This is a genomic window from Cupriavidus sp. H18C2, from assembly GCF_049393795.1.
GTDB lineage: Bacteria > Pseudomonadota > Gammaproteobacteria > Burkholderiales > Burkholderiaceae > Cupriavidus > Cupriavidus pauculus_C.
The window spans coordinates 24,464-47,808 of record NZ_CP186010.1 but is presented as its reverse complement, the minus strand read 5'-3'; the positions used below and the strand labels follow the sequence as shown (position 1 = coordinate 47,808).

The following is a 23,345-nucleotide window of genomic DNA, read 5'->3' as shown; positions in this document are numbered from 1 at the left end:
TTACTCTGAAGCGGATTGGCCGGCGCCGGCCGGGGCGGCCTGCGCCACCTTGGCGGGCCGGGCCGGCTGGGTGCGGGGCTTGGGTGCCGGCGCCGACGCGGGCGTGGCCTTGGGGGCCGGGGCCTGCGGTGCCGACGCGGGCGGCTTGCTGTGGCCCAGCGCCTGCAGCATGCGGGCGTCGAGCGTCACCACGGCCGATGCCGGGGCGATCGCGGCGGGATCGAGCTGCGCGGCGATCGACTCCGACGCCGTGCGCGCCGCCGGCACCGCGCCGGACGCGGCGGCCACGGCGCTGGCCGCTCCGGCCGCACCGGCCACGGCGGGCGCGCTGGCCCCGGCGGCCGACGCCGCGGCAACGGTGCCCGGCGCGGTCTGCATGACCGTGGCCGTGGCCGCGTTGGCCGTGTCGCCGGTCGTGAACACGCTGGGCGTGTCCACCGGCGGGCGGTTGCCGGCCCGCAGCGCCTCCTCGGGCGGCGGCGCGGTGGCCTGCAGTTCCTCGGGCCATTTGCGCAGCAGGTAGTAGTCCATCACCTTGCGCGCGATCGGCGCCGCCACGGCCGCGCCAAAGCCGGCGTTCTCGACGATCAGCGCCAGCGCGATCTTCGGCTTGTCAGCCGGCGCGAAGGCCGTGTAGAGCGAGTGGTCGCGCTTGCGTTCGTCCAGCGCGTGGTGGTTGTACTTCTCGCCCTTGGCCAGCGTGTAGGTCTGCGCCGTGCCGGTCTTGCCGGCCGATTCGTACGCCGCGCCCGCGAACACGCGCGCCGCCGTGCCCGAATGGGTCACCGCCACCATCGCCTTCTTGATCACGTCGATGTCGGCCTGCTTGAACGGCAGCCGGTAGCTTTCCTTGGGCACCGTCAGCGCCCGCTGGCGCGTGACCGAGTTCTCCACCGCCTTCACCAGGTGTGGCTTCATCGCCACCCCGTTGTTGACGATGATCGACACCGCGTTGGCCAGCTGCAGGATCGTGAAACTGTTATAGCCCTGGCCAATGCCCAGCGAGATCGTCTCGCCTTCGTACCACTTCTGCTGCTCGGGCTTGCGGTACGCCTTGCGCTTCCATTCCGTGGAAGGCAGGATGCCGCGGCTTTCGCCCTCGATGTCGATGCCCGTCAGCTGGCCAAAGCCCAGCGGCTTCATGAAGTCGTGGATGCCGTTGACGCCCATGTCGCGCGCCAGCGCGTAGTAATAGGTGTCGCACGACTGCACGATGGACGTCTGCATGTCCACCCAGCCGTGGCCGCCCGGCTTGTCGTCGCGGAACGTGTGGTTGCCCAGCGTGAAGAATCCCGGGTCGTGCATGCCCCACGCGGCCGTGCGCTTGCCCGTCGTCAGCGCAGCCAGCGCCATGAACGGCTTGTAGGTGGACCCCGGCGGGTAGGTGCCGCGCAGCGGGCGGTTCAGCAGCGGCTTGTCGGGCGAATTGTTCAGTTCGTCCCAGGTCTTCGAGTCGATCCCCTCGACGAACAGGTTCGGGTCGTAGGTCGGCTTGGAGACGAACGCCAGGATGTCGCCGGTATCTGGTTCGATGGCCACCAGCGCGCCGCGGCGGTCGCCAAATAGCTGTTCGGCCAGTTGCTGCAGCCGGATATCGAGCGACAGGATCAGGTTGTTGCCCGGCGTGGCCGGCGACGTGGACAGCGTGCGGATGGGCCGCCCGCCCGCGCTCACTTCCACCTCTTCGAAGCCGGTCAGCCCGTGCAGTTCGGTCTCGTAGCTCTGCTCCAGGCCGATCTTGCCGATGTAGTTGGTGCCCTTGTAGTTGTCGGCGTCCTTGCGCGGGTCGTACCTGGCGGGATCGGCGTCGTTGGCCTCGTCCATCGCGTCGATGCGCTCCTGGTCGCGCTGCGAGATGCGGCCCAGGTAGCCCACCACGTGGCTGGCCGACTCGCCCAGCGGGTACTGGCGGAACAGCCGCGCGCGCACGTCCACGCCCGGAAAGCGGAAGCGCTGGGCCGAAAACTTCGCCACTTCCTCGTCGGTGAGCTGGCTGCGGATCGGCAGGCTCTCGAAGCTGCGCGATTCCTCCAGCAGCCGCTTGAAGCGGCGGCGGTCGCGCGGCTGGATGTCGACGAGCCGCGCCAGTTCCTCGATGGTGTTGTCCAGCGTGTCGGTCAGCTTGGACGGCGTGATTTCCAGCGTGTACGCCGAATAGTTGCGCGCCAGGATCACCCCGTTGCGGTCCATGATGATGCCGCGGTTGGGCTCGATCGGCGCCACGGAGATGCGGTTGTCTTCGGCCTTGGCCGAGTACTGGTCGTGCTTGTACCACTGCAGCCACAGGAAGCGGGTGAACAGCAGGCCAAAGCAGATGACCGTGAACAGGGCGGCCGCCGCCACGCGGATGCGGAAGCGGCCGATTTCCAGTTCGACGTTGCGGATTTCGGTCATGGCGGTACTGCGGCGGCTGGGCGGTAGGGTTGGACTAGATCGGCCGCGTCTCGTCGACGTCGGCCGAACGGCGCTGGGGCGCCAGCAGCAGCGCGGTGGCCATCGGCCAGAGCACCGCCTCGATCACCGGGGCCACCAGCAGTGGCCAGCCCGGCAGCGGCGCACCCATCGCCAGCCGGATCACTACCGGCACGGCATGGGTGATGAACAGCAGCGGCATCACGTGCAGCGCCTGGGTATAGACCGAGAACCACAGCACGCGGCGGTGGATGGTGATCGCAAAGTAGGCCAGCAGCGTGTAGGCCAGCGCGTGCTCGCCCAGCAGCCGGGCGTCATGCACGTCCATCAGCAGGCCCAGCAGGAACGCCACGCCCATGCCCACCTTGCGCGGCTGGTGGATGTTCCAGAACACCAGCACCAGCGCCACCATGTCCGGGATCCAGAGCGTGGTGCCCCACGGCATCAGGTTCCACAGGAAGGCCAGCACGAACGTCAGCGCGATGAAGACCGGGTTGACCGGACGCAACAGGTATTGGGACGTCGTCACTGGGCTCGCTCCAGGGATTTCTGGCGATCGGTGGACTTGTCGCCGGGCTTGTCGGCCGCCTTCTGCTCGGCGCCGGCGCGGGCGGCGGCGGAACGGGCGCCCTTCTCGGCCTTGGCCGGGGCGGTTTCCTCCTGCGGGCGCGGGCCCAGGCCCGACTCGTAGCGCACCACCAGCAGTTGCCGGTGCGAGCGCACGCCCGCCACCGGCTCGCAATAGACGCGCGAGAACGCGGTATCGGCCTTGCGCTCGATCTGCACGACCTTCGCCACCGGCAGGCCCGGCGGATAGGTGCCGTCCAGGCCCGACGTCACCAGCAGGTCGCCCTGCTGCAGGTCGGCCGATGCCGCCATGAAGCGCAGGTCCAGCAGCCCGGCGCGCGACCCGCCAAACGCCACGCTCCGCAGCCCGTTGCGCACCACCTGGACGGGGATGGCCTGGTCCTTGTCGGTCAGCAGCGTCACTTCGGACTGGAACGGCGACACCCGCGTGACCTGGCCGATCACGCCGCGCTCGTCGATCACGGGATAGCCGGTGCGCAGGCCCTGGGCGCTGCCGCGGTCGATCACGATGCGCTGGCTGTACGGGTCGCGGGCGTCGTAGAGAATCTCGGCCGCCGTGACCGGCGTGGCCGACTGCTGCTGCAGGTTCAGCAGCTTGCGAAGCTGGCCGTTCTCGGCCTCCAGCTGGGACTGGCGCACGTAGGCGTTGGCCTGCTCCACCGCGTGGCGGCGCAGTTCGCGGTTTTCATTGGCCAGCGTGACCGATGACTGGGCGTAGTCGAAGACGCCGCGCAGGGCGTCGCGCGGCACCAGTACCAGCCGCTCCACCGGCATCAGCACGGTAGCGGCCACCTGGCGGGCGATGCGCATGGCGTCGAAGCGCGCGTCGACGATCAGCAGCGCCAGCGCGATCGCCACGAAGACGACCAGCCGGGCGACAGCGGACGTGCCTTGCTTGAAGAGCGGCGGTGGAGAGTAATCCATTTACCGGTGGGCAGGCGAAACCCATCCGCCAGCGCGTCCGCGCCCCCCGGGCGGGGCGGGGCGGAACGGGCTGGCGGGCGTAGACATCGAAGGGCGCGGGGACGGGGCGACGCGGGTCACCACGGTCCCAGCCACGTATTACTCGTAGGAGAAGATGCTGCCGAGCTTGTCCATGCGCTCCAGGGCCATGCCCGAGCCGCGCACCACGCAGGTCAGCGGGTCTTCGGCCACCAGCACCGGCAGGCCGGTTTCCTCGGCAAGCAGGCGGTCCAGGTCGCGCAGCAGCGCGCCGCCGCCGGTCAGCATCATGCCGCGCTCGGCAATGTCGGCGCCCAGTTCGGGCGGGGTCTGTTCCAGCGCGATCTTCACGGCCGACACGATCTGGTTCAGCGGATCGGTCAGCGCCTCAAGGATTTCGTTGGACGACACGGTGAAGGCGCGCGGAATGCCTTCGGACAGGTTGCGGCCCTTCACTTCCATTTCGCGCACTTCCGAACCCGGGAACGCGGAGCCGATTTCCTTCTTGATCGCCTCGGCGGTCTGCTCGCCGATCAGCATGCCGTAGTTGCGGCGGATGTAGTTGACGATGGCCTCGTCGAACTTGTCGCCGCCCACGCGCACCGAACCCTTGTAGACCATGCCGCCCAGCGAGATGATGCCCACCTCGGTGGTGCCGCCGCCGATGTCCACCACCATCGAGCCCGACGGCTCCGAGACCGGCAGCCCGGCGCCGATCGCGGCCGACATCGGCTCCTCGATCAGGTACACCTGGCTGGCGCCGGCGCCCAGCGCCGATTCGCGGATGGCACGGCGCTCCACCTGGGTCGACCCGCACGGCACGCAGATGATGATGCGCGGGCTCGGGCGCAGCAGCTTGGTGTCGTGCACCATCTTGATGAACTGCTTGAGCATCTGCTCGGTCACCGTGAAGTCGGCGATCACGCCGTCCTTCATCGGCCGGATGGCCTCGATGTTGCCCGGCACCTTGCCCAGCATCTGCTTGGCTTCCTTGCCGACGGCGGTGATGGTCTTCTTGGCGTTGGGGCCGCCTTCCTGACGGATGGCCACGACCGACGGCTCGTCCAGGACGATGCCCTTGTCGCGCATGTAGATCAGGGTGTTGGCGGTGCCCAGGTCGATGGCCAGGTCGTTGGAGAAATAGCTGCGGAGAAATCCGAACATCAGGAATCCTGTCTTCTGTTGGTTCGCGGGTATGCGAAGCGGCCGGTGCCTGCGGCGGCCCGGCCACGAATACGTTTGCAAGGGTGATGGTTCACGGTTCCCCGGCGTGCGCGGCCGCGCCGGCCTGGCCGGCGCGCCCGGTACCCCTGGCACGGCAAAACCCCCGGTGCGCCAGCGGCGATCCGCTCGGGCCGGCGCGGTGTTGCACGCCGGACCTACGGGAACCTTTGATTAGACTCTGCGCGAAAGTTCGCCGCCAGATGCGCCGGACAGGACGAATACGTGAAGTACGCCTGACGATTGCAGTAGCCTAATCGGAGGAACCAGTTTCTTACGACCGAAAAAACGACGAAAACGGGCCGCTAATTGACGGCCAGGCCACGATCATGGCGCATTACTGTTGCATGCTCGCGACGCCCGGCGGTGCATGCCGTCCGTCTGGGTCCATCGGCACCGCTGGCGACGCTGCCTGCCGCGGTCTGCCGATGCGCGAACTGTGCCGACCGCATCACCGCCCGGCCGCCGCGCCGAAACCCAAGTGGAGCGCGCGCTGCGGCAAGACAGCAGCGCGTAATGATACCTTATAATTCCGGCTGTTTCGGGGCGTTCGGGCCCTGAAAAACTTGTAACTTCGACGATCCTGGGGTGCCCCCCGGGCGCACCCGTCCGGCACCCCCTGGCCATGGCGCCAGTTGCCGGACGCGCGGCGTCCTTGCGGGCCCCCCCGACGGCCACCCGACGACGGTTGGGTGGACGCCGGTCCGCGAACCGGCGCCCACCCGCGCGTCACGGCCGCAACACCCCCCGGTCCGCAGGACCGAACCCGGCGCGCGCGCCGTACCACGCCATGGCTCTCGAACTCTCCGACGTCAAGCGCATCGCGCATCTGGCCCGCATCGAAACCAGCGATGCCGAGGCCGAGCAGACGCTTGCCCAGCTCAACAACTTCTTCTCCCTGGTGGAACAGATGCAGGCGGTGGACACCACCGGCATCGAACCGCTGGCCCACCCGCTGTCGGCCGTGCGCGACATCGCCCAGCGCCTGCGCGACGACGCCGTGACCGAGTCCGACCGCCGCGACGACTACCAGCGCCCCGCGCCCGCCACCGAAGGCGGCCTGTACCTGGTGCCGAAGGTCATCGAGTGACGACGCCCGCCCAGCCGTCGCCCACCCTCCAGCCGCCTGCCGATCCGACATGACCTTTTCCGCCGACCAACAGATCTCCCTGCGCCAGATCGCCGACGCGCTGGCCGCCCGCACCATTTCCGCCGAGGAACTCGCGCGCGACTACCTGGCCCGCATCGACGCGGCCCGTGACCTGAACGCCTTTGTCGACGTCGACGCCGGGCGCACGCTGGCCCAGGCCCGTGCCGCCGACGAGCGGCGCGCCAACGGCCAGGCCGGCCCGCTGACCGGCGTGCCGATCGCCCACAAGGACGTCTTCGTGACGCGCGGCTGGAAGTCCACCGCCGGCTCGAAGATGCTGGCCGGCTACGAGAGCCCGTTCGACGCCACCGTGGTCGAGCGCCTGGCCGCCGCCGGCATGGTCACGCTGGGCAAGACCAACATGGACGAATTCGCGATGGGTTCGTCCAACGAGAACGCCTGGCAGGGGCCGGTGCGCAACCCGTGGGACACCAGCCGCGTGCCGGGCGGGTCGTCGGGCGGGTCCGCCGCCGCCGTGGCCGCGGGCCTGGCCCCGGCCGCCACGGGCACCGACACCGGCGGCTCGATCCGCCAGCCGGCGTCGTTCTCGGGCATCACCGGCATCAAGCCGACGTACGGCCGCGTGTCGCGCTACGGCATGATCGCGTTCGCGTCGTCGCTGGACCAGGGCGGCCCGATGGCCCACACGGCCGAGGACTGCGCGCTGCTGCTCAACGCGATGGCCGGCTTCGACCCGAAGGATTCCACGAGCCTGTCGCCCGAGCAGGGCGGCGTGGACGAGGACTTCACCCGCCTGCTGGGCCAGCCGCGCGCCGGCGCCAGCGCGTCGCAGCCGCTGGCCGGCCTGCGCATCGGCCTGCCGCGCGAGTACTTCGGCGAGGGGCTGTCGGCCGACGTCGAGCAGGCCGTGCGTGCCGCGCTGGCCCAGTACGAGAAGCTGGGTGCCACGCTGGTCGACGTCTCGCTGCCCAAGACCGAGCTGTCGATCCCGGTGTACTACATCATCGCGCCGGCCGAGGCGTCGTCGAACCTGTCGCGCTTCGACGGGGTGCGCTACGGCCACCGCGCCGCCGAGTACCGCGACCTGCTGGACATGTACAAGAAGAGCCGCGCCGAGGGCTTCGGCCCCGAGGTCAAGCGCCGCATCATGGTGGGCACCTACGTGCTGTCGCACGGCTACTACGACGCCTACTACCTGCAGGCGCAGAAGATCCGCCGCATCATCGCCGACGACTTCCAGCGCGCGTTTGCCGAGTGCGACGTGATCATGGGCCCGGTGGCGCCCAGCGTGGCCTGGAAGCTGGGCGAGAAGACCGCCGACCCGGTGCAGATGTACCTGGCCGACATCTTCACGCTGTCCACCAGCCTGGCCGGCCTGCCCGGCATGAGCGTGCCGGCCGGCTTTGGCGACGGCAACATGCCCGTCGGCCTGCAGATCATCGGCAACTACTTTGACGAAGCGCGCCTGCTGCAGGTGGCCCATGCCTTCCAGCAGGCCACCGACTGGCACCTGCGCCGTCCGGCCTGAACGGGGCGCCCGGACCATGCGCCTGCACGCCCTGCCCCGCCTGCCGCTGCGGCTGGCCGCCGCGCTGACGCTGGCCGTGATGGCCACGCTGCTGGCCGGCTGCCAGATCCCGTTCGTCGGCCGCTCCACGCCCATCGCGGCGCGTGACATCGACCTGGTCGGCAACTGCCAGCGTACCGAGGAAGATGGCTTCCGCGAGGACGCGCAGTTGCGCGTGGCCGACAACACCGTGCAGCAGCTGAACTGGAAGCTGTGGGTCGGCAAGCGCGGCTCGTGCAGCTTCAACCTGGCCGAGTTCCGCCAGGTGCGCAAGACGCCACACATCGAGCTGCGCGCCAACGACGGCAGCGCCTGCAAGCTGATGGTCTGGCAGGACCCGCGCCGCGTCACGCTGGCGCACGCGGGCTGCCAGGCGCGCTGCACGCCGGGCATCTACGAGGAAGCCTGGCCCGTGATGTTCGAGCCGGGCACCGGCGCCTGCGCCAGCACGCGCTAGCGGCCCGCCCAACCAGACCCAGACCATGGCGCTGCCCCAGCCCGCCTCTGCCCGGCCACCGACGGTTCCCACCGTGGTGGGCCGCTGGCTGCGCGGCACGCTGGCGGCGGGCGCCATCGCCATCGCGCTGATGCCATCGGCGCCGGCCCAGCCGACCGTGGCGCTGGCGCCGATGGCGCCCGCCGCGCCGCTGCCGGCCCTGTCGGCACCGGCCAGCACGCCGCTCGCGATGCCTGCCACGGCCAGCGAACCCGCCACCGCGCGCGTGCGCCTGCCCGCCGAGCCCGGCATGCCGGCGCTGACCGCTTACTGGTTCATGCCGCGCGAGGGCTCGGTCGCCCGCAGCCAGCCGCTGCCCGTGGTGGTGGCGCTGCACGGCTGCGGCGGGCTGGTCGACATGAAGGTGGCGGCCCGGCGCGCCGGCACCATCGAGGAAGTCATCGACCCGGCCGGGGGGCTGCAGACCCGCTACCGCGACTATGCGCACTGGCTGACCGAGCGCGGCTACGCGGTGCTGATGCCCGACAGCTTCAGCCCGCGCGGCAAGGCGCAGGGCATCTGCACCGAGGCGCTGGACAACCGCGCCATCGACGAGAAGACCCGCCGTGCCGACACGCTGGCCGCGCTGCGCTGGGTGGCCAGGCAGCCCGGCATCGACACGCGGCGCATCGTGCTGCTGGGCTGGTCCAACGGCGCGCAGGCCGTGCTGGCGACGATCGACGCCAGCCGCCCGTGGCCCGAAGGCACGCCCACCGTGGACCGCGCCGTGGCGTTCTACCCCGGCTGCAAGCGCGCCGTGCAGCAGCACGACTTCCGGCTGCGCACGCCGCTGCTGCTGATGATTGGCGGCGCCGACGACTGGACGCCCGCCACGCGCTGCGCGATGCTGCAGAATGCGGTGCAGAGCCGGCAGCCCAAGGCCCGTTTCCGCCTGGAGATCTATCCCGGCGCGTACCACGGCTTCGACGGCACCAGCGAACTACACGTGCGGCGCGACGTTGCCGCGCGCCAGGGGTCCGGTGTCACGGTCGGCGGCGACGCCGTGGCGCGCGTGGCCGCGCTGGCGCAACTCGATTCATGGCTGGCGAGCCCGGACCCCTGACGACACCCAGACGCGGGACCCGGATTCGACACCAAACGCACACCGATACAGCAAGACTTCATACAGGAATACCGCCATGCAATGGGAAGTGGTGATCGGCCTGGAGACGCATACGCAGCTCTCCACGGCCTCCAAGATTTTCTCCGGCAGCTCCACCGCGTTCGGGGCCGCCCCGAATACGCAGGCGTCGCCGGTTGACCTGGCGCTGCCGGGCGTGCTGCCGGTGCTGAACAAGGGCGCCGTGGAGCGCGCCATCCAGTTCGGGCTGGCGATTGGCGCCAGGATCGCGCCGCGCAGCATCTTCGCGCGCAAGAACTACTTCTACCCCGACCTGCCGAAGGGCTACCAGATCAGCCAGTACGAGATCCCGGTGGTGCAGGGCGGCCAGATCACGATCCAGGTGGAAGGCAAGCAGGGCGTCTACGAGAAGACCGTCAACCTGACGCGCGCGCACCTGGAGGAAGACGCCGGCAAGTCGCTGCACGAGGACTTCGCGGGCATGACCGGCATCGACCTGAACCGCGCCGGCACGCCGCTGCTGGAAATCGTGACCGAGCCCGACATGCGCAGCTCGGCCGAGGCCGTGGCCTACGCCCGGGCGCTGCATTCGCTGGTGGTGTGGCTCGGCATCTGCGACGGCAACATGCAGGAAGGCAGCTTCCGCTGCGACGCCAACGTGTCGGTGCGCCCGGTGGGCCAGGAGAAGTTCGGCACCCGGCGCGAGATCAAGAACCTGAACTCATTCCGCTTCCTGCAGCAGGCCATCGACTATGAAGTGCAATGGCAAATCGCCGAGATCGAGGACGGCCGCGAGATCGTCCAGGCCACCGTGCTGTTCGATCCGGACACCGGCGAGACGCGCGCGATGCGCACCAAGGAAGACGCGCACGATTACCGCTACTTCCCCGACCCGGACCTGATGCCGCTGGAGATCGACGCGGCCTGGATCGAGCGCGTTCAGCGCGACCTGCCCGAGCTGCCGGCCGCCATGCAGGCGCGCTTCGTGTCGCAGTACGGCCTGTCGGCCTACGACGCCAGCACCATCACGGCGACCAAGTCGATGGCCGCCTACTACGAGGCCGTGGTGCAGGCCGTGGGTGCCGCCAGCGCCAAGCCGGCCGCCAACTGGCTGATGGGCGACGTGGCGTCGCAGCTCAACCGCGACGGCATCGCCATCGACGAGGCGCCGGTCCAGCCGGCCCAACTGGCGAAACTGCTATCGCGCATTGCCGACGGCACGGTGTCGAACAACACCGCCAAGAAAGACGTCTTCCCGGCGATGTGGGCCGGCGAGAGCGACGGCGACGCCGACGCGATCATCGCCGCCAAGGGCCTGAAGCAGATGTCCGACACGGGCGAGCTGGAAAAGATCATCGACGACGTGCTGGCCGCCAACGCCAAGTCGGTCGAGGAATTCCGCGCCGGCAAGGAAAAGGCGTTCAACGCGCTGGTCGGCCAGGCCATGAAGGCCACCAAGGGCAAGGCCAACCCGGCCCAGGTCAACGAACTGCTGAAGAAGAAGCTGGGCTGAGCGGGATCGGCATCCTGGAATGAAAGCCGGCCACGCCCGAGAGGGGGTGGCCGGCTTTTTTCATGGGTGCGGATGGCTGCCGGTCAGCCCCGCCCTTCCAGCGCGGCCAGCCGTGTCTGCAAGCCGGCCAGTTGTTCCAGCAGGGCGTTGAGCTGCCCCAGGTTCACGGCGTCGTTGGCCTCGGTGCCCGCCGCCACGTTGACGATCTGCCGCGGCACATCCGGCGCGCCGACGGAAACGGCCTGCGCGCGGTCGCACGTGGAGCCAGCGCCAAGTGCCACGCTGCCGGTTGCGGTCGCCGATGCCGCGCTGCCGAGTGCCACGGTGTTGCCGCTGGTGGCGCTGGCGTTGGAACCCACGGCGAGCGCCGCGTTGCCCGCGCCGCTGGCGCGGGCACTGACGCCCACCGCAACGTCGCCGGTGCTGGACGCGTGCGCGCGGCCGCCGATGGCCTGCGCGCTGTCGGCGGTGGCGGCGGCGCCGGACCCGATCGCCATCGCGCTTTCCCCGCCCGGCGCCAGCGCGCCCCGGCCGATGGCGATGCTGTTGGGGCCGCCCGCGCCGGCACCGGGGCCGAAAGCGATCGATTCGGTGCCCGCGGCCACCGAATCGCGCCCGGCGCTGTTGACGTGCAGGTACTTGGGACCCCGCGTGCCATCCTCCAGCGCGGTCACCCGCTTGGCGGTGGCATCGAGCTGGCTGCCGTTCACGGCATCGGTACTGGTTTCGGAGACCGCGCCCGGCGCCACGTTGACGATTATCCGGCGCGTATTGGCGTTGCCCACCGATACCACGTCGTCGGCGTCGGCCGTGCTGTGGGCGCCCAGCGCCACGCTGCGCGCGCCGGCCGCCGAGGCGTGATAGCCCAGCGCCAGCGCGCTTTCGGCGTTGGCCGACGCATCGACGCCGAACGCCTGGGCCGCGTGGGCGGCCGCCACCGAATGCCCGCCGATGGCCAGCGCCCGCGTGCCGCTGGCCTGCACCACGCCGCCGATCGCAATCGAATTGTGTTCGCCGGTGGCCCGGGCCATGACGCCGAATGCCATGTTCTCGACGCCGCTGGCCACCGCCACCGGCCCCACGGCCACCGAATCGGCGCCAGATGCATTGGCATCCTCGCTCCAGCCCGGGTTCACTCGAAAGTACTTGATGCCTTCCTGCGCCATCGCGTTGCTCCTGATCGTCCGTATTTGTAGGGATGCCCGCCGTCTCGGCCTGCGATGGCCGGCGACGTGGCAAGGCCATCGTGTCAGACAACCTTTTCGGACGACATGGAAGCGGATGGAGCAACACTGACCCATGCCGCCTGCCGCCGGCATGGCAGCGCGGAGGCGGCAACCAGGGCGATGGGACGGCCGTCGCGGCCGGTTACATCGGGCTCTTGGCGCGCAAGCCCTCTTCCAACAGCGACCGCAGCTTGGCCAGCGCGCCCGGGTCGCCATGCGCGGCGGCGCGGGCGTACCAGATCTTGGCCTGCTCGATGTCCTTGTCGACGATGCCGGGATAGCCGCGCTCGTAATAGCTGCCGACGATGTACTGCGCGCCCCCGTCGCCGGCCGTGGCGGCCTTGCTGTACCACGTGAACGCCTGCCCGTGGTCGCGTGGCACGCCGCGCCCGGTGAAGTAGTTGGTCGCCAGCGCCATCTGGGCCTGCGTGTGGCCGCCCTGCGCGGCACGGGCGTACCAGCGGTTGGCATCCTCCAGCGATTTCGGCACCAGCTCGCCGCGCTCGTGCAGGTCGCCTAGCGTGTACTGGGCGTGGGTCATCTGGTTGTCGGCAGCCTTGCGCAGCCAGACCAGCGCCTCCTGCGGCTTGGCGGTCGTGCCTTCGCCGCGCAGCAGCATCATCGCGTAATTGAACTGGGCGAGCCGGTTGCCCTTCTGCGCGGCGGCGGCAAAGCCCTGCAGCGCGGCATCGAAATGGCCAGCCTCGTAGGCGGCCACGGCGTCGCGGGTCTGGGACTGGGCGACAGCGGGTGGCTCACCCGCCGCATTCACGCTGCCGGTCAACAAGGCGGCATAAAGGATGGCGATCAGGCAGAGACGGGCGTAGGCGGGGGTCCGTGGCATGGAAGGCTCCGGAACCTCTGTCGAGTCGAGGTCCTGATTTAGTGTAGGCGGCTTCCAGGCGCCCTCTTATGCCACGGACAAATTACTTAGATCTCGCTATCCCATTTATATTCTTCGCGCGAATATCAATCTCAACTCGCCCCGGTCAGGCTGGCAACGCGGTCGCTCAACGCGGTCAACTGCGCCTGCAGCGCCTGAAGCTGATCGACGTTCACGGCGTCCGTCCCCTGCTCACCGGGTGCCACATTGACGATCTGGCGCGTACGCGCGCCTTCGGCGCCGACCGAGACCGCGCCCGCGCGATCGCATACCGAACCGTAGCCAATCGCCACACCGTAGTCCACATTGACCCGCGACTGGCTGCCGAGCGCCGATCCATAGAGCGCGGGAGCCGCCGAACTGGCGCCCAGCGCCACAGTGCCAACCTGGCTCGCCTGGGTGTTGGCGCCGATCGCGCACGCGAACATCTGGCTGGCGCCCGAATTCGCGCCCAGCGCCACACTCTGCGATGCCGTCACCGACGATTGGTCGCCGATTGCCACGGCCCGCACCGCCGAGGCAACGGCGACGCCGAGGGCAATGGCATTGGCGCCCGATGCGCTGGCCTTGCTGCCGACAGCGACGGCGTCGTTGCTGCTGGCCACCGCGCCTGCGCCGGAAGCCACGCTGTACGGTGCCGATGCATTGGCTTGTCGCCCGAAAGCCGAGGCACCCTCGGCAGCGGCCACCGCCAACGTGCCCACGGCCGTGGCGAACAGCGCCGTGGCCGACGTCGTAGACCCCACGGCCGTGCTGCGGTCGCCCGATGCGTTGGCCTCGGCGCCCAAGGCCGATGCGCGCCCCACCGTGGCCTGCGCGGCGCGTCCCACCGCCACGCTGTAGATGCCGGAGGCGCGCGCTATCGTGCCGACTGCCACGGCATTGTTGCTTCCCTCGGCCACCGATTCGGTCCCGATGGCAATGCCGTCGGCGCCGGGGGCATTGGCCGACTGCCCGATCGCGATCGCCGTGCTGCCCGTCGCCGTGGCGTCCGGCCCGGTCGCGTTGGCGCGGAAGTAGGGAATGCCGCTCGCGAGCGCGGCCGAGGTAGCCGTTGCTTGGAATTGGTCTGCCATTGTCTGCTCCACAGGTTCGATATCTGGAAGCCATCGGCCCTGCCGATGGCGGACCCCCATCGTTCCAAAGGGCGTTGGCAGTTGCCATGGAAAGGGATGGAACAGACCGCTTCCATCGCCACGCCGCAAACGTGGCGCGAATTCTCCGGCGATGGATTCCCGCGTTCCCCGCCCTACCCCGCAAACCGGTACCCCACCCCCACCTCTGTCAGCAGGTGCACCGGCTGCGCCGGGTCGGCTTCGAGCTTGTGGCGCAGGTGGCCCATATACACGCGCAGGTAGTGGCTGCTTTCCGAATGCGACGGCCCCCAGACCTCGCGCAGCAGTTCGCGGTGGGTCATGACCTTGCCGCGATGGGCGATCAGCACGGCCAGCAGCCGGTATTCGATCGGCGTCAGGTGCACGGCCGCCTCGCCGCGCGTGACCAGCCGGTTGGCCAGGTCCACGCGCACGTCGCCAAACGCGATCTGCGGCGTGCCCTGGGGGTTGGCCCTGGCGTGGCGGCGCAGCAGCACGCGCACGCGCGCCACCAGTTCGCCCACGCCAAACGGCTTGGTCAGGTAGTCGTCGGCGCCGGCGTCCAGCGCGGCGATCTTGTCGGCCTCGTCGGTGCGGGCGGACAGCACCAGCACGGGCACCTCGGTCCACGTGCGCATCTCGCGGATCAGCGTCATGCCGTCGCCGTCGGGCAGGCCCAGGTCCAGGATGACGATGTCCGGCTGGCGCGTGCCGGCGTCGATCAGGCCGCGCCGCAGCGTGTCGGCCTCGTGCACGGCGCAGCCCTCGGCCTGCAGCGACTCGCGCACGAAGCGGCGGATATGGGGTTCGTCCTCGACCAGCAGGACGGTCGGCGAATAGTCGAAAGGCATCTCAGTGCGGCGTGGGTTGGGGCGGCGCGGCCAGCCCGGGCTGGTCGGACGATTCTGGCGATTCGGGGGCGATGTCGGGCGGATTGCCGCGCGGCAGCGCCATGACGAAGCGCGCGCCGGGGCGGCCGGGCTCGACCCAGATGCGGCCCCCCGTGGGCCTGCACGATGGCCTCGCAGACGGCCAGCCCCAGCCCGACGCCGGCCGTGGCCGACTCGCGCTCGCCGCGCGTGAATTTCTCGAAGATCCGGCGCTCCTGGCCGGCCGGCACGCCGGGGCCGTCATCGGCCACCACCAGCCGCACCTCGCCGTCGCCGGGCGCGCCGGTGGCCTCGCCCGACACGCGGATCGTGCTGCCCGGCGGCGTGTACTTGGCGGCGTTCTCGAACAGGTTGCACAGCACGCGCTCGACCAGCACGGCGTCGCACTCCACCAGCGGCAGCGCCGACAGGTCGTCCACCTGCACGCGATGGCCGCGCAGCGTGTCGCGCATCGACGCCAGCGCCGCGCCCACCAGTTCTTCCAGCGACTGCCAGCCGCGCTGCAGCGCCACGTCGTGCTGCTGCAGCCGCGCCATGTCGAGCAGGTTGACCACCATCGTGCGCATGCGCCGCGCCTGCGCGTGCAGCGCCGCCACCGTCTCGGCGGCCGCCGGCGGCAGCGGCGGGCTGGCGCGCTGCAGCGTCTCGGCCATGCCCAGCAGGCCGGTCAGCGGCGTGCGCAGGTCGTGCGACACCGCGGCCAGCAGCGAACTGCGCAGCCGTTCCGATTCGATCGACAGCAGCGCGCGCTGCGCCACGTCGACGTAATGCAGCCGCTCGATGGCGATGGCCACCAGCGTCGCGAACACGTCGGCCTGCCGGCGCAGTTCGGGCCGCGCCAGCGCGTGCCACGCGCTTGGCTCCACGGCCAGCACGCCGCGCGTCTGCATCGGCGCCTTCAGCGGCAGGTACAGCACGGTGCTGCCGGGCAGCGTGTGCGTGCCGGTGCCGGCCGGCTCGCCGTGGTCGTAGACCCACTGCGCCAGCACCGTGTCCACGGCCTCGCGCCGGGCCGTGCGCGAGCCGGCATCGGGCGACGACGGACCCGCCACCGGCGCCAGCCGGCCGCCCGCATCGGGCAGGAAGAACGTGGCGTGCGCGTCCAGCGCGGCGCGCAGGAACCGGCTGCCGATCTCGACGATCTGGTCCGGCGTCAGCACCGCCGACAGCTCGCGCGCCAGTTCGTACAGCGTGCGCGCGTCGGTCTCGCGCTGCACCGCCACGCGCGCCTGCTCGCGCAGCCCGGCCGTGAGCTGGCCGATGACCAGCCCCACGGCCAGCAGCACCAGGAAGGTCAGCAGGTACTGCACGTCGCTGACCGCGAACGACAGCCGCGGCGGCACGAAGAAGAAATCGAACGACGCCACGGCCAGCACCGACGCCAGCGCCGCCGGGCCGCGCCCGTGGCGCAGCGCCACGCCGACCACGGCCACCAGGAACAGCATCGCGATATTGACGATGTCGAACCACGGCCGCGCCAGCGTGGAAACCCCCGTGGCGCCGGCGCACCACACCACGGCCCAGGCGTAGTCGCGGCGACGCAGGCCGGGGCGGGGGGCGGCGTCGGCATCGGACAGCGCCACGCCGGGCGGCGGCGCGATGCCGGGTGCCATGCCGGGGGTGATGCCGGGCGCATCGAGCCGGGTGGCGTCGGCGCGCGTGGTATCGGCGGCCACGCGGATCACGTCGATCTCGGGACAGTTCGCGGCCAGCGCATCGGCAAACGACGGCCGGCCGATCAGCCGCCCGCCCGCGCCCAGCAGCGGCGCCATCGTCCGCGCCAGCCACATGCGCGCGCGTTCGACCGGGCCGCCGTCGGCACGCCATTCCGTGGGCGCGCGGCCCACCAGCACCTTGGTGAGGTTGTGGCGGCGGATATAGCCGGCCACGGCCGCCACCATGTCGTGCCCGGCCAGCGTCTCGGTGCGGGCGCCGAGCGATTCGGCCAGTTCCAGCGCGGCGCGCAGCCGCACGCGCGGCGGCTCGGCCGGCGGCAGCAGGTGCGACGCCGCCACGGTCACCACGTGCCAGTCGCAGTCGAGCTGCCCGGCCAGCCGGTGCGCGCTGCGCACGACCTGCGCGGCATCGTCGCCGGGGCCGATGCACGCCAGCACGGCCTCGCGCGTGCGCCAGACCGGCGTGATGCGCTCGGCGTCGCGGTACGCGCGCACATCGTCGTCCACGCGGTCGGCCGTGCGGCGCAGCGCCAGCTCGCGCAGCGCGATCAGGTTGCCCTTGCGGAAAAAGTTGCGCGCGGCGTGGCGGGCCTGCTCGGGCAGGTAGACCTTGCCTTCGCGCAGGCGCCGCAGCAGTTCGTCGGCCGGCAGGTCCACCAGCACTACTTCGTCGGCGCCATCGAACACGGTGTCGGGCACGGTTTCCCAGACGCGCACGCCGGTGATGCCGCCCACGGCCTGGTTCAGGCTGTCCAGGTGCTGCACGTTGACGGTGGTCCAGACGTCGATGCCCGCGGCCAGCAGCTCGTGCACGTCCTGCCAGCGCTTGGGATGGCGGCTGCCCGCCGCGTTGGAATGCGCCAGTTCGTCGACCAGGATCAGCGCCGGCCGCCGGCCCAGCGCACCATCGAGATCGAACTCGCGCAGCACGCGGTCACGGTACGGCACGTCGCGCAGCGGCAGTTGCGCCAGGCCGTCGAGCAGCGCCTGGGTCTCGGCCCGGCCATGCGTCTCGACCACCCCGACCACCACGTCCACGCCCTGCTCGCGCTGCGCCCGCGCCGCGGTCAGCATCGCATACGTCTTGCCGACCCCCGCCGATGCACCAAAGTAGACCCGCAACCGCCCCCGCGCCGCACGCACGTCTTCCGCCTGCATGCGTTGCAGCAGGGCGTCGGGGTCCGGGCGATGGGGGTCAGTCATGGTTGGGGATTTTGCCATGGGGCGCGGGACGACATCGCGGGTATGGTTTGGCTTCCCTCTCCCGCAGCGCGGGAGAGCGGAGCGAAAACCGTGCGATGTGTCATACGTTCCCGCTTGTTGGCTCCCCTCTCCCGCCTTGCGGGAGAGGGGTCGGGGGAGAGGGCCGGCGGTTCAACTTGCGATGTGGTTGGCAAGCAGAACCTCGACGCCCTCTCCCCCAGCCCCTCTCCCGCGTTGCGGGAGAGGGGAGCGAGAACCGTGCGATGCGTCATGCGTTCCCGCTTGTTGGCTCCCCTCTCCCGCGTTGCGGGAGAGGGGTCGGGGGAGAGGGCCGGCGGCTCAACGTGCGGCGTGGTCGGCAAGCAGAGCCTCGACGCCCTCTCCCCAGCCCCTCTCCCGCGTCGCGGGAGAGGGGAGCGAGAACCGTGCGATGCGTCATGCGTTCCCGCGTGTTGGCTGCCTACCCCCCAACCTTCGCGCTATCGAGCGCCAGGTTCAGCTTCAGCACGTTGACCCCTGACTCGCCGAGGATGCCCAGCGTCGGGGTTTCGGTGTTGGCGGCGATCAGCGCTTGCACCGTTGCCAGGGGCAGCCCGCGCAGGCGGGCCACGCGGCTGGCCTGGTAGCGGGCGGCGGCCGGGCTGATGTGGGGGTCCAGGCCGCTGGCCGAGGCGGTGACCAGGTCCACCGGCACCGGCGCCGTGTTGCCGGGATCGGCGGCGCGCAGGGCGTCCAGGCGGGCGCGGGCGGCGTCGGTCAGGGCGGGGTTGGTCGGGCCCAGGTTCGAGCCGACCGAGGCCGCCGCGTTGTACGGCATCGGCGCCGTGGCCGAGAGTCGGCCCCAGAAGTATTTCGGGTCCGAGAACGGCTGGCCGATCAGCGCCGAGCCGACGGTCTTGCCGTCCTGCACGATCAGCGAGCCGGCGGCCTGCTGGGGAAACACCGTGCGGGCGATGCCGGTCACCACGCCCGGATAGAGCAATCCGGTGAGCACCGACAGCCCCACGAAAATCGTCAGCGCCGGGCGCAGCATGCCGGCCTGGCGCGCCGGTTCGGTCATGGGATGGGCTTGCGTAGACATAGCAATTCTCCTAAATCAGATCCAGCCGAACATCGTCAGCAGCAGGTCGATCAGCTTGATGCCGACAAACGGCACCAGGATGCCCCCCAGCCCGTAGACCAGCAGGTTGCGGCGCAGCAGCACGGCGGCGCCCAGCGGGCGGTACACCACGCCGCGCAGCGCCAGCGGAATCAGCACCACGATGATCAGCGCGTTGAAGATCACCGCGGACATGATGGCCGACGCCGGCGTGGACAGGTGCATCACGTTCAGCAGGTTCAACTGCGGATACGTGGTGGCGAACGCGGCCGGGATGATTGCGAAGTACTTGGCCACGTCGTTGGCCACGCTGAACGTGGTCAGCGACCCGCGCGTCATCAGCATCTGCTTGCCGATCTCGACGATCTCGATCAGCTTGGTGGGGTTGCTGTCCAGGTCGACCATGTTGCCGGCCTCGCGCGCGGCCTGGGTGCCGCTGTTCATCGCCACGGCCACGTCGGCCTGGGCCAGCGCCGGGGCGTCGTTGGTGCCGTCGCCGGTCATGGCCACCAGCCGGCCCTGGCCCTGGTATTCGCGGATCAACGCCAGCTTGGCCTCGGGGGTGGCTTCGGCCAGGAAGTCGTCCACGCCGGCTTCCGCCGCGATGGACGCCGCCGTCAGCCGGTTGTCGCCCGTGATCATCACGGTGCGGATGCCCATCTTGCGCAGTTCGCCAAAGCGCTCGCGGATGCCGGTTTTGACGATGTCCTTGAGCTCCACCACGCCCAGCACGCGCACGGTGTCCTCGGTGCCCTGGGCCACCGACTCGGCCACCACCAGCGGCGTGCTGCCGGCGCGCGCCACGTCGTCAACAGCCTGCATCACGGCGTCCGGGAACTTGCCGGCGCGCTCGGTCACGTAGCGGCGCAGTGCATCGGCCGATCCCTTGCGCACGCTGCGCACCACGTGGCCCTGCGCCACGTCCACGCCGCTCATGCGCGTCTGCGCCGTGAACGGCACGAACACGGGCGCGGCCACGCCCCGGCCGCCCATCTCGGGCGACGCGGTGCCGGGACGCTGGCGGGCCAGCGCGACGATGCTGCGGCCCTCGGGCGTCTCGTCGGCCAGCGACGCCAGCCACGCGGCCTCGGCCAGCTGGCGCTCGGTCACGCCCGGCGCGGCGATGAAGCGCGACGCCTGGCGGTTGCCGTGCGTGATCGTGCCGGTCTTGTCGAGCAACAGCACGTCGACGTCGCCGGCCGCTTCCACGGCGCGGCCCGACGTGGCGATCACGTTGGCCGCCATCATCCGGCTCATGCCGGCCACGCCGATGGCAGACAGCAGCCCGCCGATCGTGGTCGGGATCAGGCACACCAGCAGCGCCACCAGCACCGTCACCGACACCGGCACGCCCGCCTTGGTCACCAGCACCGCGTAGAGCGAGTACGGCTGCAGCGTGGCGGTGGCCAGCAGCAGCACCAGCGTCAGGCCCACCAGCAGGATCGTCAGCGCCAGCTCGTTGGGCGTCTTCTGGCGGCGCGCGCCCTCGACCATGCCGATCATGCGGTCGATGAAGCTTTCGCCGGGGTTGGTGGTGATGCGCACGACGATCCAGTCGGACAGCACGCGCGTGCCGCCCGTGACCGACGAGAAATCGCCGCCCGATTCGCGGATCACGGGCGCCGATTCGCCTGTGATGGCGCTTTCGTCGACCGAGGCGACGCCTTCGATGACCTCGCCGTCGCCGGGAATCATCTCGCCGGCCTCGACCAGCACCACGTCGCCGCGCCGCAGGTCGGTGGCCGGGCGCGGCTCGGTGGCGCCGGTGGCGCGGGCGTCGGCGCAGCCCTGGCGCACCACGCGGGCCATCGTGGTGGTCTTCAGCCCGCGCAGCGCGGCGGCCTGCTGCTTGCTGCGGCCCTCGGCCAGTGCCTCGGCAAAGTTGGCGAACAGCACCGTGAACCAGAGCCAGACCGTCACGGCCAGGATGAAGCCGGACGATTCGCCGCCCGGCGACGGCTGCAGCCAGGCGCGCAGGAACAGGATCGTGGTCAGGATGCTGCCCGCGTAGACCACGAACATCACCGGGTTGCGCAACTGCGCGCGCGGGGTGAGCTTGCGCAGCGCGTCGAGCATGGCCGGCTTGACCAGCTCTGGCGCGAACATGCCGCGCGCCGGGCGCGGATGGTGCGGCACGCCGGCAACGGTGGTGGCGGGTTGGCGGGACGGCGCGGCGGCGGGGGTGCGGCTGGCCGGAGTGTGTTGTGACATGCGAATTCTCCGCGGATTACCGGGCAGCCGCCGAGGCGGACTGCAGTTGCTCTGCCACCGGCCCCAGGGCCAGCGCGGGCACGTAGGTCAGCGCGCCAACCAGCAGCACGGACCCCGTGAGCAGCACCACGAACAGCGGGCCGTGGGTGGGCATCGTGCCGGACGTGGCCGGCGTGCGGCGCTTGGCGGCCAGCGATCCGGCCATCGCCAGCACGGGCACGATGATCCAGAAGCGGCCGAACCACATGGCCGCGGCCAGCAGCACGTTGTAGAACGGCGTGTTGGCGGACAGCCCGGCAAAGGCGCTGCCGTTGTTGTTGGCGGCCGACGACAGCGCGTACAGGATTTCAGAGAAGCCGTGGGTGCCCGGGTTGAACACGCCCGCGCGCCCGGCCCCGGCCATCACCGCGATGGCCGTGCCCACCAGCACCAGCAGCGGCGTGACGAGGATGGCCACGGCGGTCATCTTCATCTCGTACGCCTCGATCTTCTTGCCCAGGTACTCGGGCGTGCGGCCGATCATCAGGCCGGCGATGAACACGGCCAGCACGGCGTAGACCAGCATGCCGTAGAGCCCCGATCCCACGCCGCCGAACACCACCTCGCCGAGCTGCATCAGCAGCATCGGCACCAGCCCGCCGATGGCCGTGAACGAGTCATGCATGGCGTTGACGGCGCCGCACGACGCGGCCGTGGTGATGGTGGCGAACAGCGCGCTGGCCGAGATGCCGAAGCGCAGTTCCTTGCCTTCCATGTTGCCGCCGGCCTGCAGCGCCGACGCCGCGTGGTCGATCGGCAGCCCGGCCAGCGCGGCGTTGACCTGCGATTCGGACGCCATGGCCGCCAGCGCCATCACCACGAAGATCACTGTCATCGACGCAATCACGGCCACGCCCTGCCGGCGGTCCTTGACCATCTCGCCGAACGTGAAGCACAGCGCGGCGGGGATCAGGAAGATCGCCAGCATCTCGATCAGGTTCGCCAGCGGCGTGGGGTTCTCGAACGGATGCGCCGAGTTGGCGTTGAAGAAGCCGCCCCCGTTGGTGCCGAGCATCTTGATGGCCTCCTGCGACGCCACCGGGCCCATCGCCAGCGTCTGCGTGGCGCTGCGCGCGGCCTCGGTCACGGGCTGGCCGGCGGCGTCCAGCACCGGCTGGCCGGCCGCGTCCACCTTGGGCTGCGTGTATTCGACCGGCGTGACGAGCTGCACGTCGCGGTATGCATCGAAGTTCTGGATCACGCCCTGGCCGACCAGCGCCACGGCGACGACCACCGACAGCGGCAGCAGCACGTAGAGCGTGGTGCGCGTCAGGTCGACCCAGAAGTTGCCGATGGTCTGCGCACTGTGCCGCGCGAAGCCGCGGATCAGCGCGAACACCACGGCGATGCCGGTAGCGGCCGAGACGAAGTTCTGCACGGTCAGCGCCAGCATCTGCGTCAGGTAGCTCATCGTCGACTCGCCGGCATAACCCTGCCAGTTGGTGTTGGCGACAAAGCTGACGGCCGTGTTGAACGACGAGTCCGGCGAGACCGCGCCAAACCCCTGCGGGTTCAGCGGCAGCACGCCCTGCAGCCGCTGCAGCGCGTACACGGCCACCACGCCGAGCACGTTGAAGACGATCACGGCGATGGCGTACTGCTTCCAGCCCATTTCGGCATCGGCGCGCACGCCGGCCACGCGGTACAGCCCGCGCTCCAGCGGACGGCCCCAGGCCGTGAGCCGGTAGGTGCCCTCCTCGATCGCGCGGCGCATGTAGCGCCCCAGGAAGGGGCCGGCGACGAACAGGATCGCCAGGAACAGGGCCAGCAGACCCAGAAACTGGGCCCAGGGAATGGCAGGCGTCGACATCAGAATTTCTCCGGCCGGAACAGGGCTACGAGCAGGTAGACAAAAAGCGCGACGGCCAGGCCGCCGCTGAGCAGGTCGGTCCAGTCCATCAGAGCCCCCTGTCGGCGGCCGACTGCTTGGAAGACGCACCGTCGGCGCCATTGCGCCCCGCCGGCAGGTTGGCGCCCAGCGCGGCGCACAGGGCCAGCAGCGCACCCGTCAGCGCGCCAAAGGCCAGCAATACGAGGAAATAGATCCCGTCCATGATGTGTTTGCAGGCCGGGCGCCTGCAGAGTGATTCACG

At 70.4% G+C, this 23,345-nt stretch carries 18 protein-coding genes and 1 pseudogene; 5 read left to right on the top strand and 14 right to left on the bottom strand.

Features of this window, described 5'->3' with window-relative positions:
- The 4 genes from mrdA to EPAKOI_RS00190 all read right to left on the bottom strand — a co-directional run bounded on the left by mrdA (position 1) and on the right by EPAKOI_RS00190 (position 5,106).
- The gene (mrdA, locus tag EPAKOI_RS00205; RefSeq protein WP_423192677.1) at positions 1-2,394 is read right to left on the bottom strand and encodes a penicillin-binding protein 2; all 2,394 of its coding nucleotides are present in this window, start codon (positions 2,392-2,394) and stop codon (positions 1-3) included.
- A 34-nt stretch (positions 2,395-2,428) separates the two neighbouring features.
- Positions 2,429-2,941 carry a rod shape-determining protein MreD gene (gene mreD / locus EPAKOI_RS00200; RefSeq protein WP_124682759.1) on the bottom strand — a complete coding sequence of 171 codons (513 nt, stop codon included), beginning with the start codon at positions 2,939-2,941 and terminating at the stop codon, positions 2,429-2,431.
- Positions 2,938-3,924, bottom strand: coding sequence for a rod shape-determining protein MreC (gene mreC, locus EPAKOI_RS00195; RefSeq protein WP_124682760.1), 987 nt, complete (start codon positions 3,922-3,924; stop codon positions 2,938-2,940). Before mreC ends, mreD begins: the two co-directional genes overlap by 4 nt.
- A 138-nt stretch (positions 3,925-4,062) precedes the next feature.
- Complete coding sequence (locus EPAKOI_RS00190; RefSeq protein WP_019450345.1) at positions 4,063-5,106, bottom strand: rod shape-determining protein; 1,044 nt, start codon at positions 5,104-5,106, stop codon at positions 4,063-4,065.
- Positions 5,107-5,953: 847 nt separating this feature from the next.
- On the opposite strand from EPAKOI_RS00190, the gene gatC reads away from it, so the two are divergent.
- The 5 genes from gatC (at position 5,954) to gatB (ending at position 10,931) form a co-directional block, all read left to right on the top strand.
- The gene (gene gatC, locus EPAKOI_RS00185; RefSeq protein ID WP_124682761.1) at positions 5,954-6,253 is read left to right on the top strand and encodes an Asp-tRNA(Asn)/Glu-tRNA(Gln) amidotransferase subunit GatC; all 300 of its coding nucleotides are present in this window, start codon (positions 5,954-5,956) and stop codon (positions 6,251-6,253) included.
- A gap of 49 nt (positions 6,254-6,302) precedes the next feature.
- Positions 6,303-7,802, top strand: a complete 1,500-nt coding sequence (gene gatA / locus EPAKOI_RS00180; RefSeq protein WP_423192676.1) for an Asp-tRNA(Asn)/Glu-tRNA(Gln) amidotransferase subunit GatA — start codon at positions 6,303-6,305, stop codon at positions 7,800-7,802.
- A gap of 16 nt (positions 7,803-7,818) precedes the next feature.
- Entirely contained in the window at positions 7,819-8,298 is a 480-nt protein-coding gene (locus tag EPAKOI_RS00175) for a hypothetical protein (RefSeq protein WP_124682763.1), read from the top strand.
- A 25-nt stretch (positions 8,299-8,323) separates the two neighbouring features.
- Positions 8,324-9,400, top strand: a complete 1,077-nt coding sequence (locus tag EPAKOI_RS00170) for a dienelactone hydrolase family protein (RefSeq protein ID WP_423192675.1) — start codon at positions 8,324-8,326, stop codon at positions 9,398-9,400.
- A gap of 76 nt (positions 9,401-9,476) precedes the next feature.
- Positions 9,477-10,931 carry an Asp-tRNA(Asn)/Glu-tRNA(Gln) amidotransferase subunit GatB gene (gene gatB, locus EPAKOI_RS00165; protein WP_313838808.1) on the top strand — a complete coding sequence of 485 codons (1,455 nt, stop codon included), beginning with the start codon at positions 9,477-9,479 and terminating at the stop codon, positions 10,929-10,931.
- Between the two features lie 83 nt (positions 10,932-11,014).
- Here the strand turns inward: gatB and EPAKOI_RS00160 are convergent, their stop codons facing one another.
- The 10 genes and pseudogenes from EPAKOI_RS00160 to EPAKOI_RS00115 form a co-directional block, all read right to left on the bottom strand.
- Positions 11,015-12,097, bottom strand: coding sequence for a YadA family autotransporter adhesin (locus EPAKOI_RS00160; protein WP_423192674.1), 1,083 nt, complete (start codon positions 12,095-12,097; stop codon positions 11,015-11,017).
- A 202-nt stretch (positions 12,098-12,299) separates the two neighbouring features.
- Positions 12,300-13,001, bottom strand: a complete 702-nt coding sequence (locus EPAKOI_RS00155; RefSeq protein WP_423192673.1) for a tetratricopeptide repeat protein — start codon at positions 12,999-13,001, stop codon at positions 12,300-12,302.
- 131 nt (positions 13,002-13,132) lie between these two features.
- On the bottom strand, positions 13,133-14,116 hold the full coding sequence (locus EPAKOI_RS00150) for a YadA family autotransporter adhesin (protein ID WP_423192672.1): 984 nt from the start codon (positions 14,114-14,116) through the stop codon (positions 13,133-13,135).
- 173 nt (positions 14,117-14,289) lie between these two features.
- Entirely contained in the window at positions 14,290-14,985 is a 696-nt protein-coding gene (kdpE, locus tag EPAKOI_RS00145) for a two-component system response regulator KdpE (RefSeq protein WP_423192671.1), read from the bottom strand.
- A gap of 1 nt (position 14,986) precedes the next feature.
- Positions 14,987-17,921, bottom strand: a pseudogene (locus tag EPAKOI_RS00140) (DUF4118 domain-containing protein).
- A 442-nt stretch (positions 17,922-18,363) separates the two neighbouring features.
- Positions 18,364-18,984 carry a potassium-transporting ATPase subunit KdpC gene (gene kdpC / locus EPAKOI_RS00135; protein ID WP_423192670.1) on the bottom strand — a complete coding sequence of 207 codons (621 nt, stop codon included), beginning with the start codon at positions 18,982-18,984 and terminating at the stop codon, positions 18,364-18,366.
- A 15-nt stretch (positions 18,985-18,999) separates the two neighbouring features.
- Positions 19,000-21,213, bottom strand: a complete 2,214-nt coding sequence (gene kdpB, locus EPAKOI_RS00130) for a potassium-transporting ATPase subunit KdpB (RefSeq protein ID WP_423192669.1) — start codon at positions 21,211-21,213, stop codon at positions 19,000-19,002.
- Positions 21,214-21,229: 16 nt separating this feature from the next.
- Entirely contained in the window at positions 21,230-23,062 is a 1,833-nt protein-coding gene (gene kdpA, locus EPAKOI_RS00125) for a potassium-transporting ATPase subunit KdpA (protein ID WP_313838794.1), read from the bottom strand.
- Positions 23,062-23,151, bottom strand: a complete 90-nt coding sequence (gene kdpF, locus EPAKOI_RS00120; protein ID WP_124682774.1) for a K(+)-transporting ATPase subunit F — start codon at positions 23,149-23,151, stop codon at positions 23,062-23,064. Before kdpF ends, kdpA begins: the two co-directional genes overlap by 1 nt.
- Positions 23,151-23,306 carry a hypothetical protein gene (locus EPAKOI_RS00115; protein ID WP_423192668.1) on the bottom strand — a complete coding sequence of 52 codons (156 nt, stop codon included), beginning with the start codon at positions 23,304-23,306 and terminating at the stop codon, positions 23,151-23,153. The genes kdpF and EPAKOI_RS00115 overlap by 1 nt, the downstream gene beginning before the upstream one ends.
- Positions 23,307-23,345: the final 39 nt, after the last annotated feature.